The organism is uncultured Chitinophaga sp. (genome assembly GCF_937898475.1).
Classification (GTDB): Bacteria; Bacteroidota; Bacteroidia; order Chitinophagales; family Chitinophagaceae; genus Chitinophaga.
In genome coordinates, this window is record NZ_CALEJS010000032.1 from 72473 (window position 1) to 88445 (window position 15973).

15 protein-coding genes are annotated in these 15973 nt (G+C 46.1%); 9 read left to right on the plus strand and 6 right to left on the minus strand.

Annotated elements, in window-relative coordinates; translation table 11 throughout:
• Positions 1-55: 55 nt before the first annotated feature.
• The 4 genes from Q0577_RS19870 to rlmD form a co-directional block, all read right to left on the minus strand.
• Positions 56-1186 (minus strand): endonuclease/exonuclease/phosphatase family protein, encoded by a 1131-nt coding sequence (locus tag Q0577_RS19870; RefSeq protein WP_298739377.1) that lies wholly within the window; start codon positions 1184-1186, stop codon positions 56-58.
• Positions 1187-1292: 106 nt separating this feature from the next.
• Positions 1293-2228: a rhomboid family intramembrane serine protease gene (locus tag Q0577_RS19875; RefSeq protein WP_298739379.1), complete on the minus strand. Its 936-nt coding sequence runs from the start codon at positions 2226-2228 to the stop codon at positions 1293-1295.
• Positions 2229-2255: 27 nt separating this feature from the next.
• A complete protein-coding gene (locus Q0577_RS19880; protein WP_298739381.1) occupies positions 2256-3083 on the minus strand; it encodes a rhomboid family intramembrane serine protease in 828 nt (275 codons plus the stop codon).
• A gap of 6 nt (positions 3084-3089) precedes the next feature.
• On the minus strand, positions 3090-4505 hold the full coding sequence (gene rlmD / locus Q0577_RS19885) for a 23S rRNA (uracil(1939)-C(5))-methyltransferase RlmD (protein ID WP_298739383.1): 1416 nt from the start codon (positions 4503-4505) through the stop codon (positions 3090-3092).
• A gap of 158 nt (positions 4506-4663) precedes the next feature.
• Between rlmD and Q0577_RS19890 the strand changes: the two genes are divergently transcribed.
• The 5 genes from Q0577_RS19890 (at position 4664) to Q0577_RS19910 (ending at position 9478) form a co-directional block, all read left to right on the plus strand.
• Entirely contained in the window at positions 4664-6067 is a 1404-nt protein-coding gene (locus Q0577_RS19890) for a TlpA family protein disulfide reductase (protein WP_298739385.1), read from the plus strand.
• 148 nt (positions 6068-6215) lie between these two features.
• A complete protein-coding gene (locus Q0577_RS19895) occupies positions 6216-6917 on the plus strand; it encodes a porin family protein (protein ID WP_298739387.1) in 702 nt (233 codons plus the stop codon).
• A gap of 140 nt (positions 6918-7057) precedes the next feature.
• Positions 7058-7699 carry a porin family protein gene (locus tag Q0577_RS19900; protein ID WP_298739389.1) on the plus strand — a complete coding sequence of 214 codons (642 nt, stop codon included), beginning with the start codon at positions 7058-7060 and terminating at the stop codon, positions 7697-7699.
• A 211-nt stretch (positions 7700-7910) separates the two neighbouring features.
• A complete protein-coding gene (locus Q0577_RS19905; RefSeq protein ID WP_298739390.1) occupies positions 7911-8615 on the plus strand; it encodes a porin family protein in 705 nt (234 codons plus the stop codon).
• Between the two features lie 194 nt (positions 8616-8809).
• Positions 8810-9478: a porin family protein gene (locus Q0577_RS19910; RefSeq protein WP_298739391.1), complete on the plus strand. Its 669-nt coding sequence runs from the start codon at positions 8810-8812 to the stop codon at positions 9476-9478.
• A 186-nt stretch (positions 9479-9664) separates the two neighbouring features.
• Here Q0577_RS19910 and metF read toward each other — a convergent pair whose 3' ends face one another.
• A complete protein-coding gene (gene metF, locus Q0577_RS19915; RefSeq protein WP_298739393.1) occupies positions 9665-10618 on the minus strand; it encodes a methylenetetrahydrofolate reductase [NAD(P)H] in 954 nt (317 codons plus the stop codon).
• A gap of 71 nt (positions 10619-10689) precedes the next feature.
• On the opposite strand from metF, the gene lptB reads away from it, so the two are divergent.
• From lptB to fabG, 3 genes are all read left to right on the plus strand, one after another.
• The gene (gene lptB / locus Q0577_RS19920; RefSeq protein WP_298739395.1) at positions 10690-11454 is read left to right on the plus strand and encodes an LPS export ABC transporter ATP-binding protein; all 765 of its coding nucleotides are present in this window, start codon (positions 10690-10692) and stop codon (positions 11452-11454) included.
• Between the two features lie 117 nt (positions 11455-11571).
• The gene (locus Q0577_RS19925; RefSeq protein ID WP_298739397.1) at positions 11572-13029 is read left to right on the plus strand and encodes a GH3 auxin-responsive promoter family protein; all 1458 of its coding nucleotides are present in this window, start codon (positions 11572-11574) and stop codon (positions 13027-13029) included.
• Between the two features lie 46 nt (positions 13030-13075).
• Positions 13076-13825 carry a 3-oxoacyl-[acyl-carrier-protein] reductase gene (fabG, locus tag Q0577_RS19930; RefSeq protein ID WP_298739398.1) on the plus strand — a complete coding sequence of 250 codons (750 nt, stop codon included), beginning with the start codon at positions 13076-13078 and terminating at the stop codon, positions 13823-13825.
• A gap of 72 nt (positions 13826-13897) precedes the next feature.
• On the opposite strand, the gene Q0577_RS19935 is transcribed toward fabG, so the two are convergent.
• Complete coding sequence (locus Q0577_RS19935) at positions 13898-14782, minus strand: SMP-30/gluconolactonase/LRE family protein (protein WP_298739399.1); 885 nt, start codon at positions 14780-14782, stop codon at positions 13898-13900.
• 136 nt (positions 14783-14918) lie between these two features.
• Between Q0577_RS19935 and Q0577_RS19940 the strand changes: the two genes are divergently transcribed.
• Entirely contained in the window at positions 14919-15971 is a 1053-nt protein-coding gene (locus Q0577_RS19940) for a nucleoid-associated protein (protein WP_298739400.1), read from the plus strand.
• The last annotated feature ends 2 nt before the right edge of the window (positions 15972-15973 follow it).

Sequence of the window (15973 nt, forward strand, 5' to 3'; positions counted from 1 at the left end):
CTGTAACCTGACTCTTTTTTGTTTAAAGATAGGGAATATTAAATACCCTTCGCCTTTACTTCCCTTTGAGGGAGAAACTCGCCATTACAGGAAAATGTTCAAAAGAAGCGTTGGTGAATGTGCGGTAACCATGAATGTTAAACTGGCTATGCGCCAGTATGTAGTCTATACGTAATGTGGGCGACAGGAAAGAAAGCGTACGGCCGATACCGCTGCCTTTTTCCAGGAAAGCATCCTGCAATTGGCGGCTTACGGTGTAATAGGTATACGAAACCGGGGTATCGTTCATATCGCCGCAGACAATTACCGGGTAAGGGCTTGCTGTAGCCAGTCCATGCAGTAATTGCGCCTGCCGGGCGCGAATGGTAAAGGTTTGCCGCATCTTGGAAGCAAGGGCCCGGGCTGCCGGCAGCTGTGCATGATGGCCATTCAGGCGCTTAATGGCATTGATCTGCGAAAGCTCTGTGGGATTGAACATGTAAGACCGGAGCTGAGCGGAATAGATCCTGACGGTATCATTATTGATCAGCACATCTGCTTCCAGTATACTACTGCCGCTGCCAGCTTCACTGTAGCCGCAGGGTATTTTGCGTGTATGAATCACCGGGTAGCGGGAGAAGAGAATGATACCATAATGCCAGGTATCCCAGTGGGTTTTGTCTGACGTAAAATAGTAGTGCCCATAACCCAGGTTTTGCCGGATGGTGGCAATATTATCGGTCAGCTTAGGGTCATCGTTGGTGTAGAACTCCTGCAGGCAGAGCAGATCGGGACTGGCTTCCTTCAAAGTATGGATGATGGAGGCATGCAATTCTTTATCCAGTTTATAGCCCTTTACCCCCATACTGCTGGTGTTGAAGGTCATTACTGTGAACTGGGAGGGAGGGCGCAGGCCCATGGCCGGCTCCTGGGGCAGCTGCGGGGAGAAGCTGACCAGTATGGCTTTGTACGACAGCAGGGTGGCCGCCACCGGGAGCCAGTAATAGTTTTTCTTATATAAGAGCCAGACCGGTATAAATAGCAGGTTCAGGCAAAGTAAGACGGGGAAGAGCAGGCCTGCAAAACCGCTGGGCCACCATAGCTGCGGGCTGAGGTGAGGAAGCCACACGGATATTAGCAATGCAGCTATTAACAGGCAATTGCAGCAGAGCAGAATGCGGGGTAGCAGTACTTGCAATAATTTCACGGTGATTGGGGTTCTTAGTTATTGTGGTGTTTAACAAAAGATAAATTTACTTATCCACTTGTCAATTTCCAAATGGTGCTGGGGAATTTATGATAAGATGATGGGGTTATTCCTGTTTGCTGGCCCTGACCAAGGTTTCTTTTTCTTCGGGTGTAAGGGCATTCATTCCCTGTTCGTTGATCTTGTCCAGTATTTCGTTGAGCCGTTGCTCCGGAACATTGCCTACTCTGCGATAAGGGTTGTTGCCACCGGAGGCTGTGAGCTTTTTCTTGATAATGGTAACATCGGGATGTTCCTGTTCTGTAGGGTGAAATACATGGCTGGCCTTGTAGGTAAGGCGGTTAAAGCCGGCACCCCAGTCTTTTCCTTTTTTCCATTGCAGCATGTAGAGAAAACCCGTAAGTCCGCCGCCTATCAGGGAAGGGAAATAGGTATGTGAATTATCGTTAGCGGAGAAAATATGCGCACTGACATGTGACGCTACAAAAACAAGCGTAATAACCCAGAGAGGAATACCACCGCCTAGTAGCGGGAAGATACGATAATTGGGGGCGATGGTGGTAACGCCTATGGCAAGGGCCATTACGCTTGCACCGGCGCCTATCAGGGAAGCCTGCGGCAGCAGAGATTCAAAAGAGGGGATGGCGTGCATGCCCATCACATAAAAGATAGCGCCGCAAATGCCGCCAAAGAGGTACAGCGGGAGGATGCGCTGATGACCGGCAAGGCTTTGCAGCAGGGAGCCGAAGCACCAAAGCCATAACATGTTGCTGAAAACCTGCCAGAAGCTGATATGGGAAAACATGGCGGTAATCAGTGTCCAGGGACGGGTAAGCAGGCGGGCAGGGTTGGCGGGAAGGCTTGCCCAGGAAAGGATCTCCTGGTTAAACCGTTCGGTACCATAACCTTCCATATTATAAATTACCCTGGTGAACAGCAGCAAAATAAATATTGTCAGATTTACAACCAGGATCTGGGTAACGATGTTTCTTTCCTCTCCCAAAGTTAGGCTGGGGATCCTTTCTTTTTCCACTGTACGCATGCTGATCGCTTTGTTACAAATTTACGACTAATAGAAATGCCGCCGGTTATTCTTGTTCCAGATCTTCAACAAAATGAAGCTGATTAACACGCCGCCCAGGTGCGCAAAGTGCGCTACGTTATCGCCGGCGGAATTCTGTATCCCTAAAAACACTTCCGTTACAATCAACATGCCAACAACGTATTTTGCTTTGATCGGGAATAAAAAATACAAAAAGATGAGGGCATTCGGAAACAGGTAGCCAAAGGCGAACAGTATGCCGTATACTGCGCCGGAAGCACCCAGGGTAGCGGTATCGCGATAGTAGGCAACATATGTTTGTACATAGATCCTTGCCTCCTGGATCAGCTGGGGATCTGCAGGGTGTTGTGCAAATGCTGCCTTAAGACCATCCACCCTGAAATTGGCGAAATCCAGGTCATAATTACGATCAAGCAGGGCAAAGTTAGAGAACGAAGAATCTCTCAGGAATGCTTCGACATCACGTGTAAGATTAATATTGTCGTATGTAAGCACTCCCAGGTGGCACAGGGCAGCGCCAATACCGCAGATAATATAAAATATCAGGAACCTTTTGGGGCCCCATACATTTTCAAGTGTGCTGCCGAACATCCAGAGGGTGAACATATTCATGAAAAGATGGCCGAAAGAACCATGCATGAACAGGTGAGTGACGAGCTGGTGTGGGCGGAACAGGTCTGAACCCCAGTAATGCAGGGCAAATCTATCTGTAACCCAGTCGCCTATCATAGGGCCAAGGGTTACTTGTGCCAGGTATACCAATCCATTGATGATCAATAGATTTTTGATCACCATAGGAAGAATTTCAAATCTGCCGGGCCTGAATTCGTTCATCGTATCTTATTTAGCTATGGTTTTTTTCTCCAGCAGTACTACGTTCTCAATATGGTGGGTATGTGGGAACATATCTACGGGCTGAACTTTTGTAACAGAATATAACTCGCTTAACAATGCCAGATCTCTGGCTTGCGTAGCCGGGTTACAGCTTACATATACTATTTTAGGCGCTGCTATCTGAAGCAGCTTACTAACCAGCTTTTCGTGCATACCTGCCCGTGGAGGGTCTGTGATGACCACGTCTGGCTGGCCATGTTGTGCGAAGAAGTTATCATCACAGATGTCAACAACGTCGCCTGCAAAGAATGTAGCATTGTTTACCTTGTTGCGGGCTGCATTTTCCCTCGCATCGTCTATCGCCTCTTTGACCAGTTCTATGCCAATCACTTTGGCGGCTTTGCGGGATACAAAAATACCAATGCTGCCGGTACCACAGTACAGGTCATATACAATTTCTGTTCCGGTCAGTCCGGCAAACTCCCTTGTTACCTGGTAAAGTACCGTGCCCTGGTAGGTATTTGTCTGGAAAAAAGACTTGGGGCCTATTTTAAAGACGAATTCTTCAAGCTGCTCTTCAACGTAGCCTTTTCCGTAATACACCCGGGGCTCCAGGTCAAATATACTATCATTCTTCTTAGGATTGATGGTATAAACAATGGTGGTAATGTCTGGTACGGCCGCCAGCAGATGGTCCAGTAAAGCCTTGCGGGCCGGTTCATCCTCATGGTTGATCACCAGGTTCACCATTACCTCGCCGGTGGTACAGATCCGTACTACCAGGTTCCGTAGCCAGCCCTGCTGCGCCCGGATGTCATAGAAAGACAGGTCGTTTGCAAGGGCATATTCGCGGACAGTGTTACGAATCTTGTTCACGGGCTCGTCCTGCAGGTGGCAGGTATGAATGTCCAGTACCTTATCAAACAGCCTGGGAATGTGAAAGCCCAGGGCATTGCGGCGGGGAATAGTGCCTTCCCGGGCAATTTCTTCATCGGTAAGGTAGGCCTTGTTACTGAAGGTGAATTCCAGCTTGTTACGGTAGCGGGTGCTGTGCTGCCCTCCCAGGATAGAAGCGATAGGAGGGAACTGCAGCTTGCCTATACGGCGCAGGTGGTCTTCCACCTGCTGCTGTTTATATTCCAGCTGAAGGGAGTAGGGCAACATCTGCCATTTACAGCCGCCGCATGTGCCAAAATGTTCACAAAAAGGCTTTACACGCTGGCTGGAATAGGAGTGGATATGAATGGCCTTGCCTTCAGCCCAGTCTTTTTTATTCTTACTGAGCCTGATATCCACCACATCGCCGGGTACCACGCCGCCTTCAATGAATATCACTTTGCCATCTTTACGGGCCAGGGCTTTACCTTCTGCGGCATAAGCGCTTACCGGTACTTTTTCCAGTACTACATTTTTTTTCCTCACGGATGCAAAGGTAGTTAATTAGACATAAGCTATCAGCCAGAAACTGTAAGATTTGCCATATATATTAGCTGCTGACGGCTTGTAACTTCGGGCTTGCAGCTCATAACATATATTTCACATTTTGCGTTTATCATTTTACATTTACACATCCTAATCCTATGCGTAAACTTATATTCATTCTCACAACCTTTCTCTTTGGCAACCTGCAGCTGTGGGCGCAGGGCTATGAGCTAACTATACACTTCAAGCAATATACCGGTGGAAAGATGTTCCTTGCACATTATATGGGTAAGGGCACTTACCTCGCCGATTCTGCTATGATCGGTGCAGATGGCACCGCCGTGCTGAAAGGTAAGGAAGCCCTGCCGGGCGGCATCTACCTGGTGGTTTTCCCGGGTAAGCAACGGTATTTTGAAATGTTGCTGGATCAGAAGCAGCATTTCTCTATAGAGACAGACACCAGCGACCTGGTAGGCAAAACAGTTTATAAAAATTCTCCTGAAAACAACCTTTTCCTGGAATACAACCGTTTCCTGGCCTCCCTGGCCCCTGAATCAAGCGAAATGCAGCGATTGCTGGCTGCCAGAACCGCGGCAGACAGTGCAAAGGCCAGACCGCTGCAGGGGGCTTTGAACAAAAAGATACAGGACTACAGGTATGACTTTATGGCTAAGCATCCTGAATCGCTGCTGACCAGCATCTTCAGGGCCATGAGAGAGCCGGAAATACCACCCAAACCCGCTGATGCAGATTCTACCTTTGCTTACCGCTATTTTAAGACGCACTACTGGGACGATGTAAACCTGAACGACGGCAGACTGGTGCGCACACCCATTCTGGAGGGCAAATTGCAGAAATACTTTACGCAGCTGGTGCCTTTAGATCCCGATTCAGCAAAAATAGAATGTGATCAGTTGCTGGCGAAGACCCGCAACGATAAGGAGATGTTTAAATATACCTTGTGGTGGCTCACCTATCACTATGAAACCTCACAGTACATGGGCATGGATGCGGTATTTGTGCACCTGGTGGAAAAATATTATGTGCCCGGCGATGCCTACTGGCTCAGTGCAGAACAGCAGAATAAGATTATTTCAAGGGCCTATGCAATTGCACCCAATCTTATAGGACAACAAGCCCCTCCGCTGGAAATGCAGGATTCCGCTGCCAGGCCGCTGTCACTCTACAGCACAAAGGCAAAGTATACCGTATTGGTTTTCTGGGACCCCACCTGTGGCCATTGCAAAACGGAGGTCCCGAAGCTGGATTCTGCATTTAAAGCCAACTGGCAGCGTAAAGGAGTAGTAATGATCGGGGTACGCACAGACGGAACCCGGGAAGAATGGCTCCAATTTATAAAGAAGTACCAGTTAAACGGCTGGATACACGCCTGGGATCCCCAGTCGCAAAGCAATTACCGCCGTCTGTACGATGTATACAGCACTCCTGTGGTTTATCTGCTGGACGAAAAAAAGAAGATCCTGGCCAAACGTTTAGGCGTGGAACAACTGAATGGTTTCCTGGAAAGGTTGGAGAATGATACCGCCGCGGTAACAAAATGATGCCCGGGACGGGAATGCCGCCTACACGCTTTTGCCGTGTTTGCTGATAAGATATACTGTAACCTGTTTGTAATCAGTAAGATAAAAGTGAGAAAAAAGCGATTGGCATAGTCTTTGGTTTACTCTTCATGAACTAAACCTTTAGATTATGAGCAAGAGAATCATCCTATGCGTTGCAGCCCTGGCCGTATCATATGCGGCCGTATCTCAGGTGAGGGTAGGTGTTAAAGGTGGCCTCAACCTGGCTAATATATCAGTAAATAACGATGGGACTGTTGACAATAATAAGACCTATCCGTCTTACCATGTAGGTGTAATCGCCGACATGCCGCTAATCCAGAACGTATTATCTTTTCAGCCGGGAGTATTTTATTCCAGTAAAGGGGCCAAACTGGAGTCAGGCAACAAAGGCACTCCCTCAGTAACAGACCCTTATTCGAAGTATACAACCAATCCCAGGTACATTGAGGTTCCATTAAATTTTGTAGGTAAGATCCCGATAAGCTCAGACTGCAGGCTCTTTGCAGGTATTGGTCCATATTTTGCCTTTGGTGTAGGCGGTAAAAACAAGTATGAATTCAATAACGGGGTGGTTAATACCAGTGGTAAGTCTGATATAGAATGGGACGATGATACCCCGTTCAATAACGATGACCCTAACCAGGGACGGAATAAGTACAGGCGTTTTGACTGGGGTGGTAACGTAATGGTAGGTGCGGAAATATCCCATTTCCTGGTTTCTGCCCAGTACGGTCTTGGTTTTAACAAGATCAATTCAGGCGAAGAAAGCAGCAGCGATAACAAGAACAAGAACCGCGTATTTGGTATATCTGTTGGTTACCTGTTCTAAACAATTGACCCTCAACTTTTGTATATAGGGATAGCTTTTATCATGATGTGCGCAGGCCACATCCTATTATATAAACCATGCAAGCAAAAAAGGAGACAGCACCGGGCCTGCAGGTGCCTTTCCAAGCAAAACATTTACAAATGAAAAAAGTACTATTGTTCGCCGTTGGCATGTTGTTCGCCGAAATTTCTTTCGGACAGGTTAAATGGGGCATAGTAGCCGGCCCTAACTTCTCCAGTTATACTAACAAGGAAGGGAGCGACAAAGAAACAAGTAGCCTGAAGACCAGCGTAAGGGCCGGTATTACGGCTGATCTTCCGCTGGCTGATGAATTCTTTATCGGTACCGGCTTATTATACGCCGGTAAGGGAGGTAAAGACAAGGATAACAATGCCCTGGCAAGCTTCAAGGCCAATTTATCTTACCTGCAACTGCCTATCCTGTTCACGTACAAGCCACAGGTAGGTACCGGTAACCTGGTGCTGGGCGTGGGCCCGTATCTGGCTTATGGTGTAGGAGGTAAGCTAAAGGGTACTATTGGTACTGCCACAGGAGAAGTTAAAGCTTTTGATGATGAAGCCGGAGATTATAAACTGAACCGGTTCGATGCTGGCGCAGGTATCCAGGTGGGATATGAAATGCCGCAAGGGCTTTATTTTGGACTGAATACTGACCTGGGTCTTGTTAATGTAGTAAGTGAAAAGACGATCAACAATGTGGATTATTCCTGGAAGAACACCTCTTTCGGTGTTTCAGTAGGTTATAAATTCGGTGGCAAGTAAAAGCAGTAACCGCATGCAAATCTGCAAAACGGTCCTGAATGTTTCAGGGCCGTTTTTTTTATGTTAACAAGCACCTCATTATTATAATTTGTACTTTCGTGGTCTGTGCAAAGAAGAGACGTTTGTGAGACCCTGATCTATCAAGGAAAAAAGGACAGTAAAGTTTAAAAAACGGTTTTCAAAAGGTTTTTCATCTAAACAGGACAGATGCATGAAGAATTTTACATATCTTCTATTCCTGGCTATCCTAGCCGGACAACCCCTACATGCGCAGATTAGTATTGGATTTCGAGGCGGCTACACCCTGGCAGATATGCGCTATAAAGATGCAACCATTGGCTACAAATACAATGGTCTCGGTACTCCCACCCGCTTAAACAGCTGGCATGTGGATTTTATGGTCAATATGCCGGTGAAAGGAGGACTTTACATTCAGCCGCTGCTCCGCTACAATACAGTGGGCGCTCAATTTGAACCACCGGCAGCGGTCCCGGCAGGTGTTTTTATGCCATCGGCCAGGGAGATCAGGCTTCACTATCTGGAGCTGCCGCTGAACGTTGTATATAAGATCCCGTTCTCTTTCGGGAAGCTGGTCACCGGAGCGGGCCCCTATGCCGGTTATGCCCTGAATGGAAAATACGACCTGGCTATCCGTTATAATGGAAGCGTAGTTGAAAATACCCACCAGGAGATCAGGTTCAACGACCGTACTAATATTGTCTCCACCAATTCCCAGGTGAGGCGTTGGGATGCCGGAGCCAATATTATGCTGGGCCTGGAATTCAACAACCTGGTAGTATTGGGAGCCAATTACAGTATTGGGTTAACAGACATTGACAGATCGGTCAGCAGCACGCTTAAAAACAGGTACCTGGGTATCAGCCTGGGAGTTTTACTGAACCGGGAAGATTACTGACGGTAATAATATAGTTTAATAAAGTCCTGTCCATAAACTACTTGGACAGGACTTTTGTTTTTTTAATCATATATAAATATGTTGCTTAAAACGTCTTCTGCTCAAAATAATCGAATATTTAAAATAAACAAATTATTAAAATTGAATATGTGATATATATTTGCGGCGATTAATTAACAAAACAAGTTTTCACAATGAAAAAACAAGTAGTATTAGTATTGTTGGCCCTTGTAGGAACCCTGTCTACCTATGCCCAAGTATCTTTCGGTGTTAAAGCTGGTTACAATAACTCCGGAATAAGCGGAGACGCTAGTGACCTTTCAAAAAGGCTTTCTGGTTTTCACGCCGGTGGTATTGCCGACATCACCCTGGCTGAGAATTTCTCTTTACAGCCCCAACTGCTCTTTATCATGAAAGGAGTAAAATCAGCATCTTACACCGAGACTATCGAAGGTATTGAATTTAATTTCCCGGAGCAGAAACTGACATTGAATTACCTGGAACTGCCCGTTAACTTCATGTATAAGCACGAAGCTGGCGCTGGTAGCATTTTCGTAGGCGCTGGTCCTTACCTGGGCTTTGGCTTAAGCGGAAAAGCTAAGGCTAGTGGTGAAGAAGACGGAAAAGTTAAGTTCGATGGCAGGAAAGCAGAAGAAATCGGCGAAGATGACGAAGCAACACTGCACCTGAAACGCCTGGATGCCGGTGCTAACTTCCTGGCTGGTTATGAACTGAAAAATGGTCTGCTGTTCAGCGTAAACTACAGCCTGGGTCTGACTAACCTGGATCCGGATGGTGGCAAATCAAAGAACAACTACTTTGGTGTGAGCGTTGGTTACCTGTTCAAAACAAAGAAGAAATAACCATAATAGAAATATAGTACAACTAAAAGGAAAACGTCCCGGCATTTGCCGGGACGTTTTTTTGCTTCTTTATTTAGGGGGAGATATTATGTTTTCCGTCTTAATGATATCGACATAGGACAAAAAAACAAAAAGTGTGACAGTTATTCGTACATGCCATTACGTTTCTACGTACTGGCATTTTCTTTATACTATTGCCTCTACTACTTTTTTGATCACCTTCGGTTTGCCCAGGGTATAATAGTGCAGTACGGGCACGCCAAACGCTTTCAGTTCTTTTGACTGTTGTATCAGCCACTGCGTACCTGCTTCTTCTACCTCCTTGTCTGTTTTGCATTTCAATACTTCGGTGGCCAGATCATCCGGGATGTCTACATGGAAAGTACGGGGTAGCACCGTAAGCTGCCTCTTGGTGGTAAGTGGTTTAAGCCCTGGAATGATCGGAACCGTTATGCCCATTTCGCGGCATTTCGCCACAAAGTCAAAGAATTTACGGTTATCGAAGAACATCTGTGTAATAATATAATCAGCCCCGTTCTCTACCTTCTTTTTTAGATGTGTCAGGTCTGTCTGCAGGTTGGGCGCCTCAAAATGTTTCTCGGGGTATCCGGCTACGCCTATGCAGAATTTGGTTTTTACGCCGCCCTGCAGATCTTCCTCCAGGTAAATACCGTTGTTCATATGTACTACCTGCTGCAGCAGCTCAATAGCATAGCGGTGCCCGTCGGGGTTGGGTTCAAAAAAGGTTTCATTTCTGGGAGCGTCTCCACGCAGCACCAGCACATTATCCACACCTAGAAAGTTGAGGTCAATAAGCGCGTTTTCGGTTTCTTCCCTGCTAAAGCCTCCGCAGATCAGGTGGGGCACTGCATCTACGTTGTAGTGGTTCATAATGGCGGCACAAATACCTACAGTACCCGGCCGCTTACGGATCTCTACTTTTTCGAAAGTACCATCCCCCCTCTTTTTGAACATATGCTCGCTGCGGTGATAAGTAACATTGATAAATGAGGGCTTGAATTCCATCAGGGGGTCTAAATGGTCATAGATAGACTCTATGCTCTTTCCTTTCAGCGGAGGTAATATTTCAAAAGAGATCAGGGTATCCTTTGCCTGAGCTATATGTTCGGTAACTTTCATCCCGTTATTTTTATGAGGGGCAAAAATAATATAATCTTGGTTAAATGGTTATTTTTGCTAAGTTTGAACATATGGCATTAAAAATTCATACAGATCAGTTAGTTAAGCGTTACCGTAACAGGACAGTGGTAAACCACGTATCTGTAGAAGTGTCGCAGGGTGAGATCGTAGGCTTGCTGGGCCCCAACGGGGCAGGTAAGACCACTACTTTCTATATGGTGGTAGGGCTGATCAAGCCGGATGAAGGAGAAGTATTCCTGGATGAGGTGAACATTACCAAGCTTCCCATGTTTAAAAGGGCGCAAATGGGCATTGGTTATCTGCCCCAGGAGGCGTCCGTATTCCGTAAATTAAGCGTGGAGGATAATATCGCTGCCGTATTGGAGATGACCAACCTGAAAAAGGCGCAGCAGAAAGAGAAGCTGGAAGCACTGCTCAGCGAATTCAGGTTACAACATGTACGTAAAAGCCCCGGGGATGTACTGAGCGGGGGAGAGCGCCGTCGTACAGAGATAGCCAGGGCCCTGGCCGTTGATCCCAAATTTATCCTGCTGGATGAACCTTTTGCCGGTATAGACCCTATTGCCGTTGAAGACATACAGTCTATCGTTGCAAGGCTGAAGTACAAGAATATCGGTATTCTCATTACAGACCATAATGTACAGGAAACATTGTCTATTACAGACAGGGCATATTTGTTGTTTGAAGGTAAAATATTGAAGGCCGGCTCTGCCGAAGAACTGGCAGCAGACGAACAGGTAAGAAAAGTGTATCTTGGACAAAATTTCATTCTGCGCCGTAAAAACTACCTGGATGAAGCTGCTAAACAACAATAGATAACATCATTGAGGGCCAGACCTCAAAACTTCAAATGAACCTTTCCTATTATGAGAATTTTAAGTCCTGCAATATCTCAATTGGCGCGATTGCGTATGGGACGCATAGAGTATTTTATGCAATATCCCCTACAGGTGCAGCAGCAGGTATTTCAAAGTTTGATCAGTGCCGCCCAGTATACTGAGTTTGGTAAGCAATACGGTTTTTCCAGCATCTTTAAAATAGAGGAATTTAAGCAACGGGTACCTGTACACAATTACGATTCCATTAAACCTTATATACAGAGGGTTATGGAAGGACAGCAGAATGTTCTGTGGAACACCCCGATAAAATGGTTTGCCAAATCAAGCGGCACAACAGCAGATAAAAGTAAGTTCATTCCTGTGTCTGTAGAAAGCCTGGATGAATGCCATTACCGTTCGGGCAGGGATGTGCTCTCCCTGTTCTACAACAACTTCCCCGACTCAGATCTGCTCACCGGCAAATCACTGGTCATAGGTGGCAGCCACCAGGTGAACAAACTCTCACCCGAAAGCGACTCCTACTATGGAGACCTGAGTGCTGTTATGTTACAGAACATGCCCTTCTATGGCAATATGATACGCACGCCTGATCTTTCCATTGCCCTGATGGATGAATGGGAAGAGAAAATAGAGCGTATGGCCAATGCCGTTATCCATGAAAACGTAACATCTATAGCCGGTGTGCCTACCTGGACGCTGGTGCTTATCAAACGCATTTTCGAGCTTACCGGCACTGATAATCTTGCAGATGTATGGCCCAATATAGAACTGTACATGCATGGTGGCGTAAGCTTTACGCCTTACCGCGATCAGTTTAGGAAACTGATCCGCAAACCCGATATGTATTACCAGGAAACCTACAATGCATCCGAGGGCTTCTTTGCTGCACAGGACATTATAGGCCAGGAGGGATTACTGTTGTTCCTCAACCACGGTATCTTCTACGAGTTTATGCCGATGGAAGAGTACGGGAAAGAACAGCCCCGCACCCTGCAGCTGCAGGATGTTGAGCTTAACAAAAACTACGCCCTCATCATCAGCACCAACGGCGGGCTATGGCGCTACCTGGTAGGTGATACCATACAGTTTGTGTCGCTGGCGCCGTACCGTATCAAGGTGAGCGGCCGTACCAAATCTTTCATTAACGCTTTTGGGGAAGAGCTGATCGTGGAAAACTCAGATAAAGCAGTTGCCCATGCCTGTGAGGTAACCTGTTCTATAGTGAATGATTATACAGCTGCACCCATCTATTTCAGTGACCAGGGCAATGGCGGACACGAATGGCTGATAGAATTTGAAACGCCCCCGGCAGACCTCCGGCAGTTCACGCAGGCGCTGGATGATAAGCTGAAATCCGTTAATTCTGATTATGAAGCCAAACGGCATAAAGATATTGCACTGCACATGCCCGTGATACATGTGCTGCCCAAAGGTACTTTTACCGAATGGCTGAAGAGCAAAGGCAAACTGGGAGGCCAGCATAAGGTACCTCGTTTGAATAATGAAAGACATTATGTGGAAGAGATCCTGAAATTTGCTGAAGCTTTGTAGATATTCCAATACTCATTCTTAACTACTTAATAGATCAACTGACAACATGAAATTACTGGAGAACAAAGTTGCTATTGTAACAGGTGCCAGCCGCGGAATCGGAGAAGCGATCGCAGAAAAATTCGCAGAACAGGGTGCGCACGTAGCCTTCACATATTTAAGCTCTGATGAAAAAGCCAGGGCCCTGGAACAAAAGCTGCAATCCAAAGGCGTAAAGGCAAAGGCATATAAGTCAAACGCAGGCTTATATGAAGATTGTGAAGCACTGGTGAATGATGTACTGAAAGATTTTGGCCAGGTAGATATTTGCGTGAACAACGCCGGTATCTCAAAGGATAATCTACTGCTGCGTATGAGTCCAGACCAATGGGATGATGTGATGGATATTAACCTGAAGAGCGTGTACAACATGACCAAACATGTAATACGCCCTATGATGAAAGCCAAGAACGGTGTTATCATTAACATGAGCTCTATCATCGGTATAAAAGGCAATGCAGGCCAAAGCAGCTATGCGGCCTCTAAAGCAGGTATCATCGGGTTTACCAAATCCATCGCTCAGGAACTGGGTAGCCGCAACATACGTTGCAATGCCGTTGCTCCCGGGTTTATTGAAACGGATATGACGCATTACCTGAAAGATGGTGACGGCGCCAAAGCGTATATAGAAAAGATCCCGCTGGGACGTTTCGGCAAACCGGAGGATATTGCCAATGTATGCCTGTTCCTGGCATCAGATATGGGTAATTATCTGACCGGACAGGTGATCAGTGCCTGTGGCGGTTTAAATATTTAAAAAAGAAAATGGTCGATAGTCCGGAATTTATGTGGACTATCGACCATTGTCATATGGCCCTAAGCCGTAGTATTATTTCCCCGGGGTGTCTACCCTGAAGGTCTCAATGCATTTTCTGTCCTGCAGGGTTACATACACCGTTTTTTTATCCTTACCGCCAAATATCAGGTTGCTGCATAGTTTACCTTTAAGGGCTATTTCACGGATCAGCTGTCCTTTCGGAGAAAACACAGCGATCACCCCCTTGCCATGACGGCATACGTACAGGTTCCCTTTTTTATCGCATTTCATACCATCAAGTCCAAAGTCGGGAAATTCAGTGAAAAGTCTTTTATTGAAAAGATTTCCCCGCTCATCCACATCGTATTTCCATATTCTGCGCTGAACACTTTCGTTTACATACAGGATTTTTTCATCAGGGCTCAGGGTAATGCCGTTGGTGGTACCCATGTGATGCTCAACCAACACGGGGTGACCACCATCGTCTATACGCCACAGTTGTCCGTTCTGCTCTTTCCAGTTGGGATCAGAAGCAAACAGCTGGCCCTTGCTGTTAATGCAGAAATCATTTGGCTGATTGAACTGTTTGGTATTAACATATACACTGATCTTTTTTGTAGTCATATCCACCTGCAGTACATTATGGCCTTTGAAATCGGCCAGGAGCATATTGCCTTCGCTGTTAAATACAATGCTGTTGGCAATGCTGCCCTCCGGCAGGGTCACAAATATTTCTCCGCTGCCATCGTTGGTATTGATCTTGCCAATGGTACCATCCTGCTGGAAGTTTACCACATACAGGTTGCCGTCTTTGTCAAAATTAGGCCCTTCAATGTTCTGGGAGAACATGTTCTCCTGAGTAAGGTCAGTAGCTTCATACAATCCTTTCTTTTTCTGTGCTGTAACAGAGAGAGAAATGATAATGAAAGCTGCTAAAAAACAGATTGATCTTTGCATGTTAGTTCAGATTGAATATGGTGTGCAGGGCGCTGCCTGCGGCTTTGCGAAGCTATATAATTTTATCAGCGAAAGCAACCTGTATATCTATCCGGTGCTGTGACAGATGGCCTGCTTTTTTACTATTTTCGCACCCATGATCCATGTTTCAGCATTCCAGGATTTAGCGCAACTGGCCATCCATAAAGTAGGTAATTCATCACAGGATGAACCTTTGATCTGTTCACAGGTACCGCTGGATTTGCAGGATGAAGCCATCAGCCAGCTGCTGCTTACATACTTTATACAGCCGTTTAATAATAACGCCGAATATTTCCGTTTTTATCATGAAGCCGATCTTCAGTTAAATGAAGTATTCCAGTACTGCAAGCGCATTTTTGCAGACAAAGACAATTTCTATGAGCAATCTGTGAATATTGCCAAACATCTCTATAAACATTCCACCCACCCGAAGATAAAGGGCGGTGAGCTATACCTCGCCTATTTCAGCAAATGCCTTACAGACGGTGAAGAGGCAGAGGCAATTGGCATCTTCAAATCGGAGAACCGCGATACGTACCTCAAGGTATTTCTTTCCAACGACAATTACCAGGTAAATTACGAGGACGGTATCAATATCAATAAACTGGACAAAGGCTGCCTGATATTCAATATAGAAGAAGAGAACGGTTATAAAGTAAGTGTGATAGACAGCATCAGCAAACAGAACGAGGCGGTGTACTGGAAAGATGCTTTTTTACAGGTACAGCGCCGGGAAGATAATTATCTTCAGACAGAAACCGCGGTGAACATGTGTAAACTGTTCATTCAGGACAAGCTGCCCAATGAATATGAAATGAGCCGGGTAGACCAGGTAGACCTGCTCAATAAGTCAGCTACCTATTTTAAAGAAAAAGAGCAGTTCCAGCTGGATGATTTTGCGCAGGAGGTATTGGGGCATCCGGATGCCATTGCCTCTTTTAAAGAGTATCGTGACCATTTCCAGCAGGAGTTCCGCCAGGAAATACCTGACGAGTTTGATATATCTGCCCCGGCTGTAAAGAAACAGCAAAAGGTATTCAAGAGTGTATTAAAGCTGGACCGCAACTTTCACATCTATATACATGGCGACCGCGATCTGATAGAACGTGGTTTTGATGAGGGCACAAACATGTACTATTACAAATTGCATTTTCAGCAGGAAACCTGAGT

Bases quoted from the DNA above. Each gene is read 5' to 3' on its own strand.
- Q0577_RS19875 (WP_298739379.1), bottom strand. From the start codon at position 2,228: ATGCGTACAGTGGAAAAAGAAAGGATCCCCAGCCTAACTTTGGGAGAG.
- Q0577_RS19880 (WP_298739381.1), bottom strand. From the start codon at position 3,083: ATGAACGAATTCAGGCCCGGCAGATTTGAAATTCTTCCTATGGTGATC.
- Q0577_RS19890 (WP_298739385.1), top strand. From the start codon at position 4,664: ATGCGTAAACTTATATTCATTCTCACAACCTTTCTCTTTGGCAACCTG.
- Q0577_RS19895 (WP_298739387.1), top strand. From the start codon at position 6,216: ATGAGCAAGAGAATCATCCTATGCGTTGCAGCCCTGGCCGTATCATAT.
- Q0577_RS19900 (WP_298739389.1), top strand. From the start codon at position 7,058: ATGAAAAAAGTACTATTGTTCGCCGTTGGCATGTTGTTCGCCGAAATT.
- Q0577_RS19905 (WP_298739390.1), top strand. From the start codon at position 7,911: ATGAAGAATTTTACATATCTTCTATTCCTGGCTATCCTAGCCGGACAA.
- Q0577_RS19910 (WP_298739391.1), top strand. From the start codon at position 8,810: ATGAAAAAACAAGTAGTATTAGTATTGTTGGCCCTTGTAGGAACCCTG.
- metF (WP_298739393.1), bottom strand. From the start codon at position 10,618: ATGAAAGTTACCGAACATATAGCTCAGGCAAAGGATACCCTGATCTCT.
- lptB (WP_298739395.1), top strand. From the start codon at position 10,690: ATGGCATTAAAAATTCATACAGATCAGTTAGTTAAGCGTTACCGTAAC.
- Q0577_RS19925 (WP_298739397.1), top strand. From the start codon at position 11,572: ATGCAATATCCCCTACAGGTGCAGCAGCAGGTATTTCAAAGTTTGATC.
- fabG (WP_298739398.1), top strand. From the start codon at position 13,076: ATGAAATTACTGGAGAACAAAGTTGCTATTGTAACAGGTGCCAGCCGC.
- Q0577_RS19935 (WP_298739399.1), bottom strand. From the start codon at position 14,782: ATGCAAAGATCAATCTGTTTTTTAGCAGCTTTCATTATCATTTCTCTC.
- Q0577_RS19940 (WP_298739400.1), top strand. From the start codon at position 14,919: ATGATCCATGTTTCAGCATTCCAGGATTTAGCGCAACTGGCCATCCAT.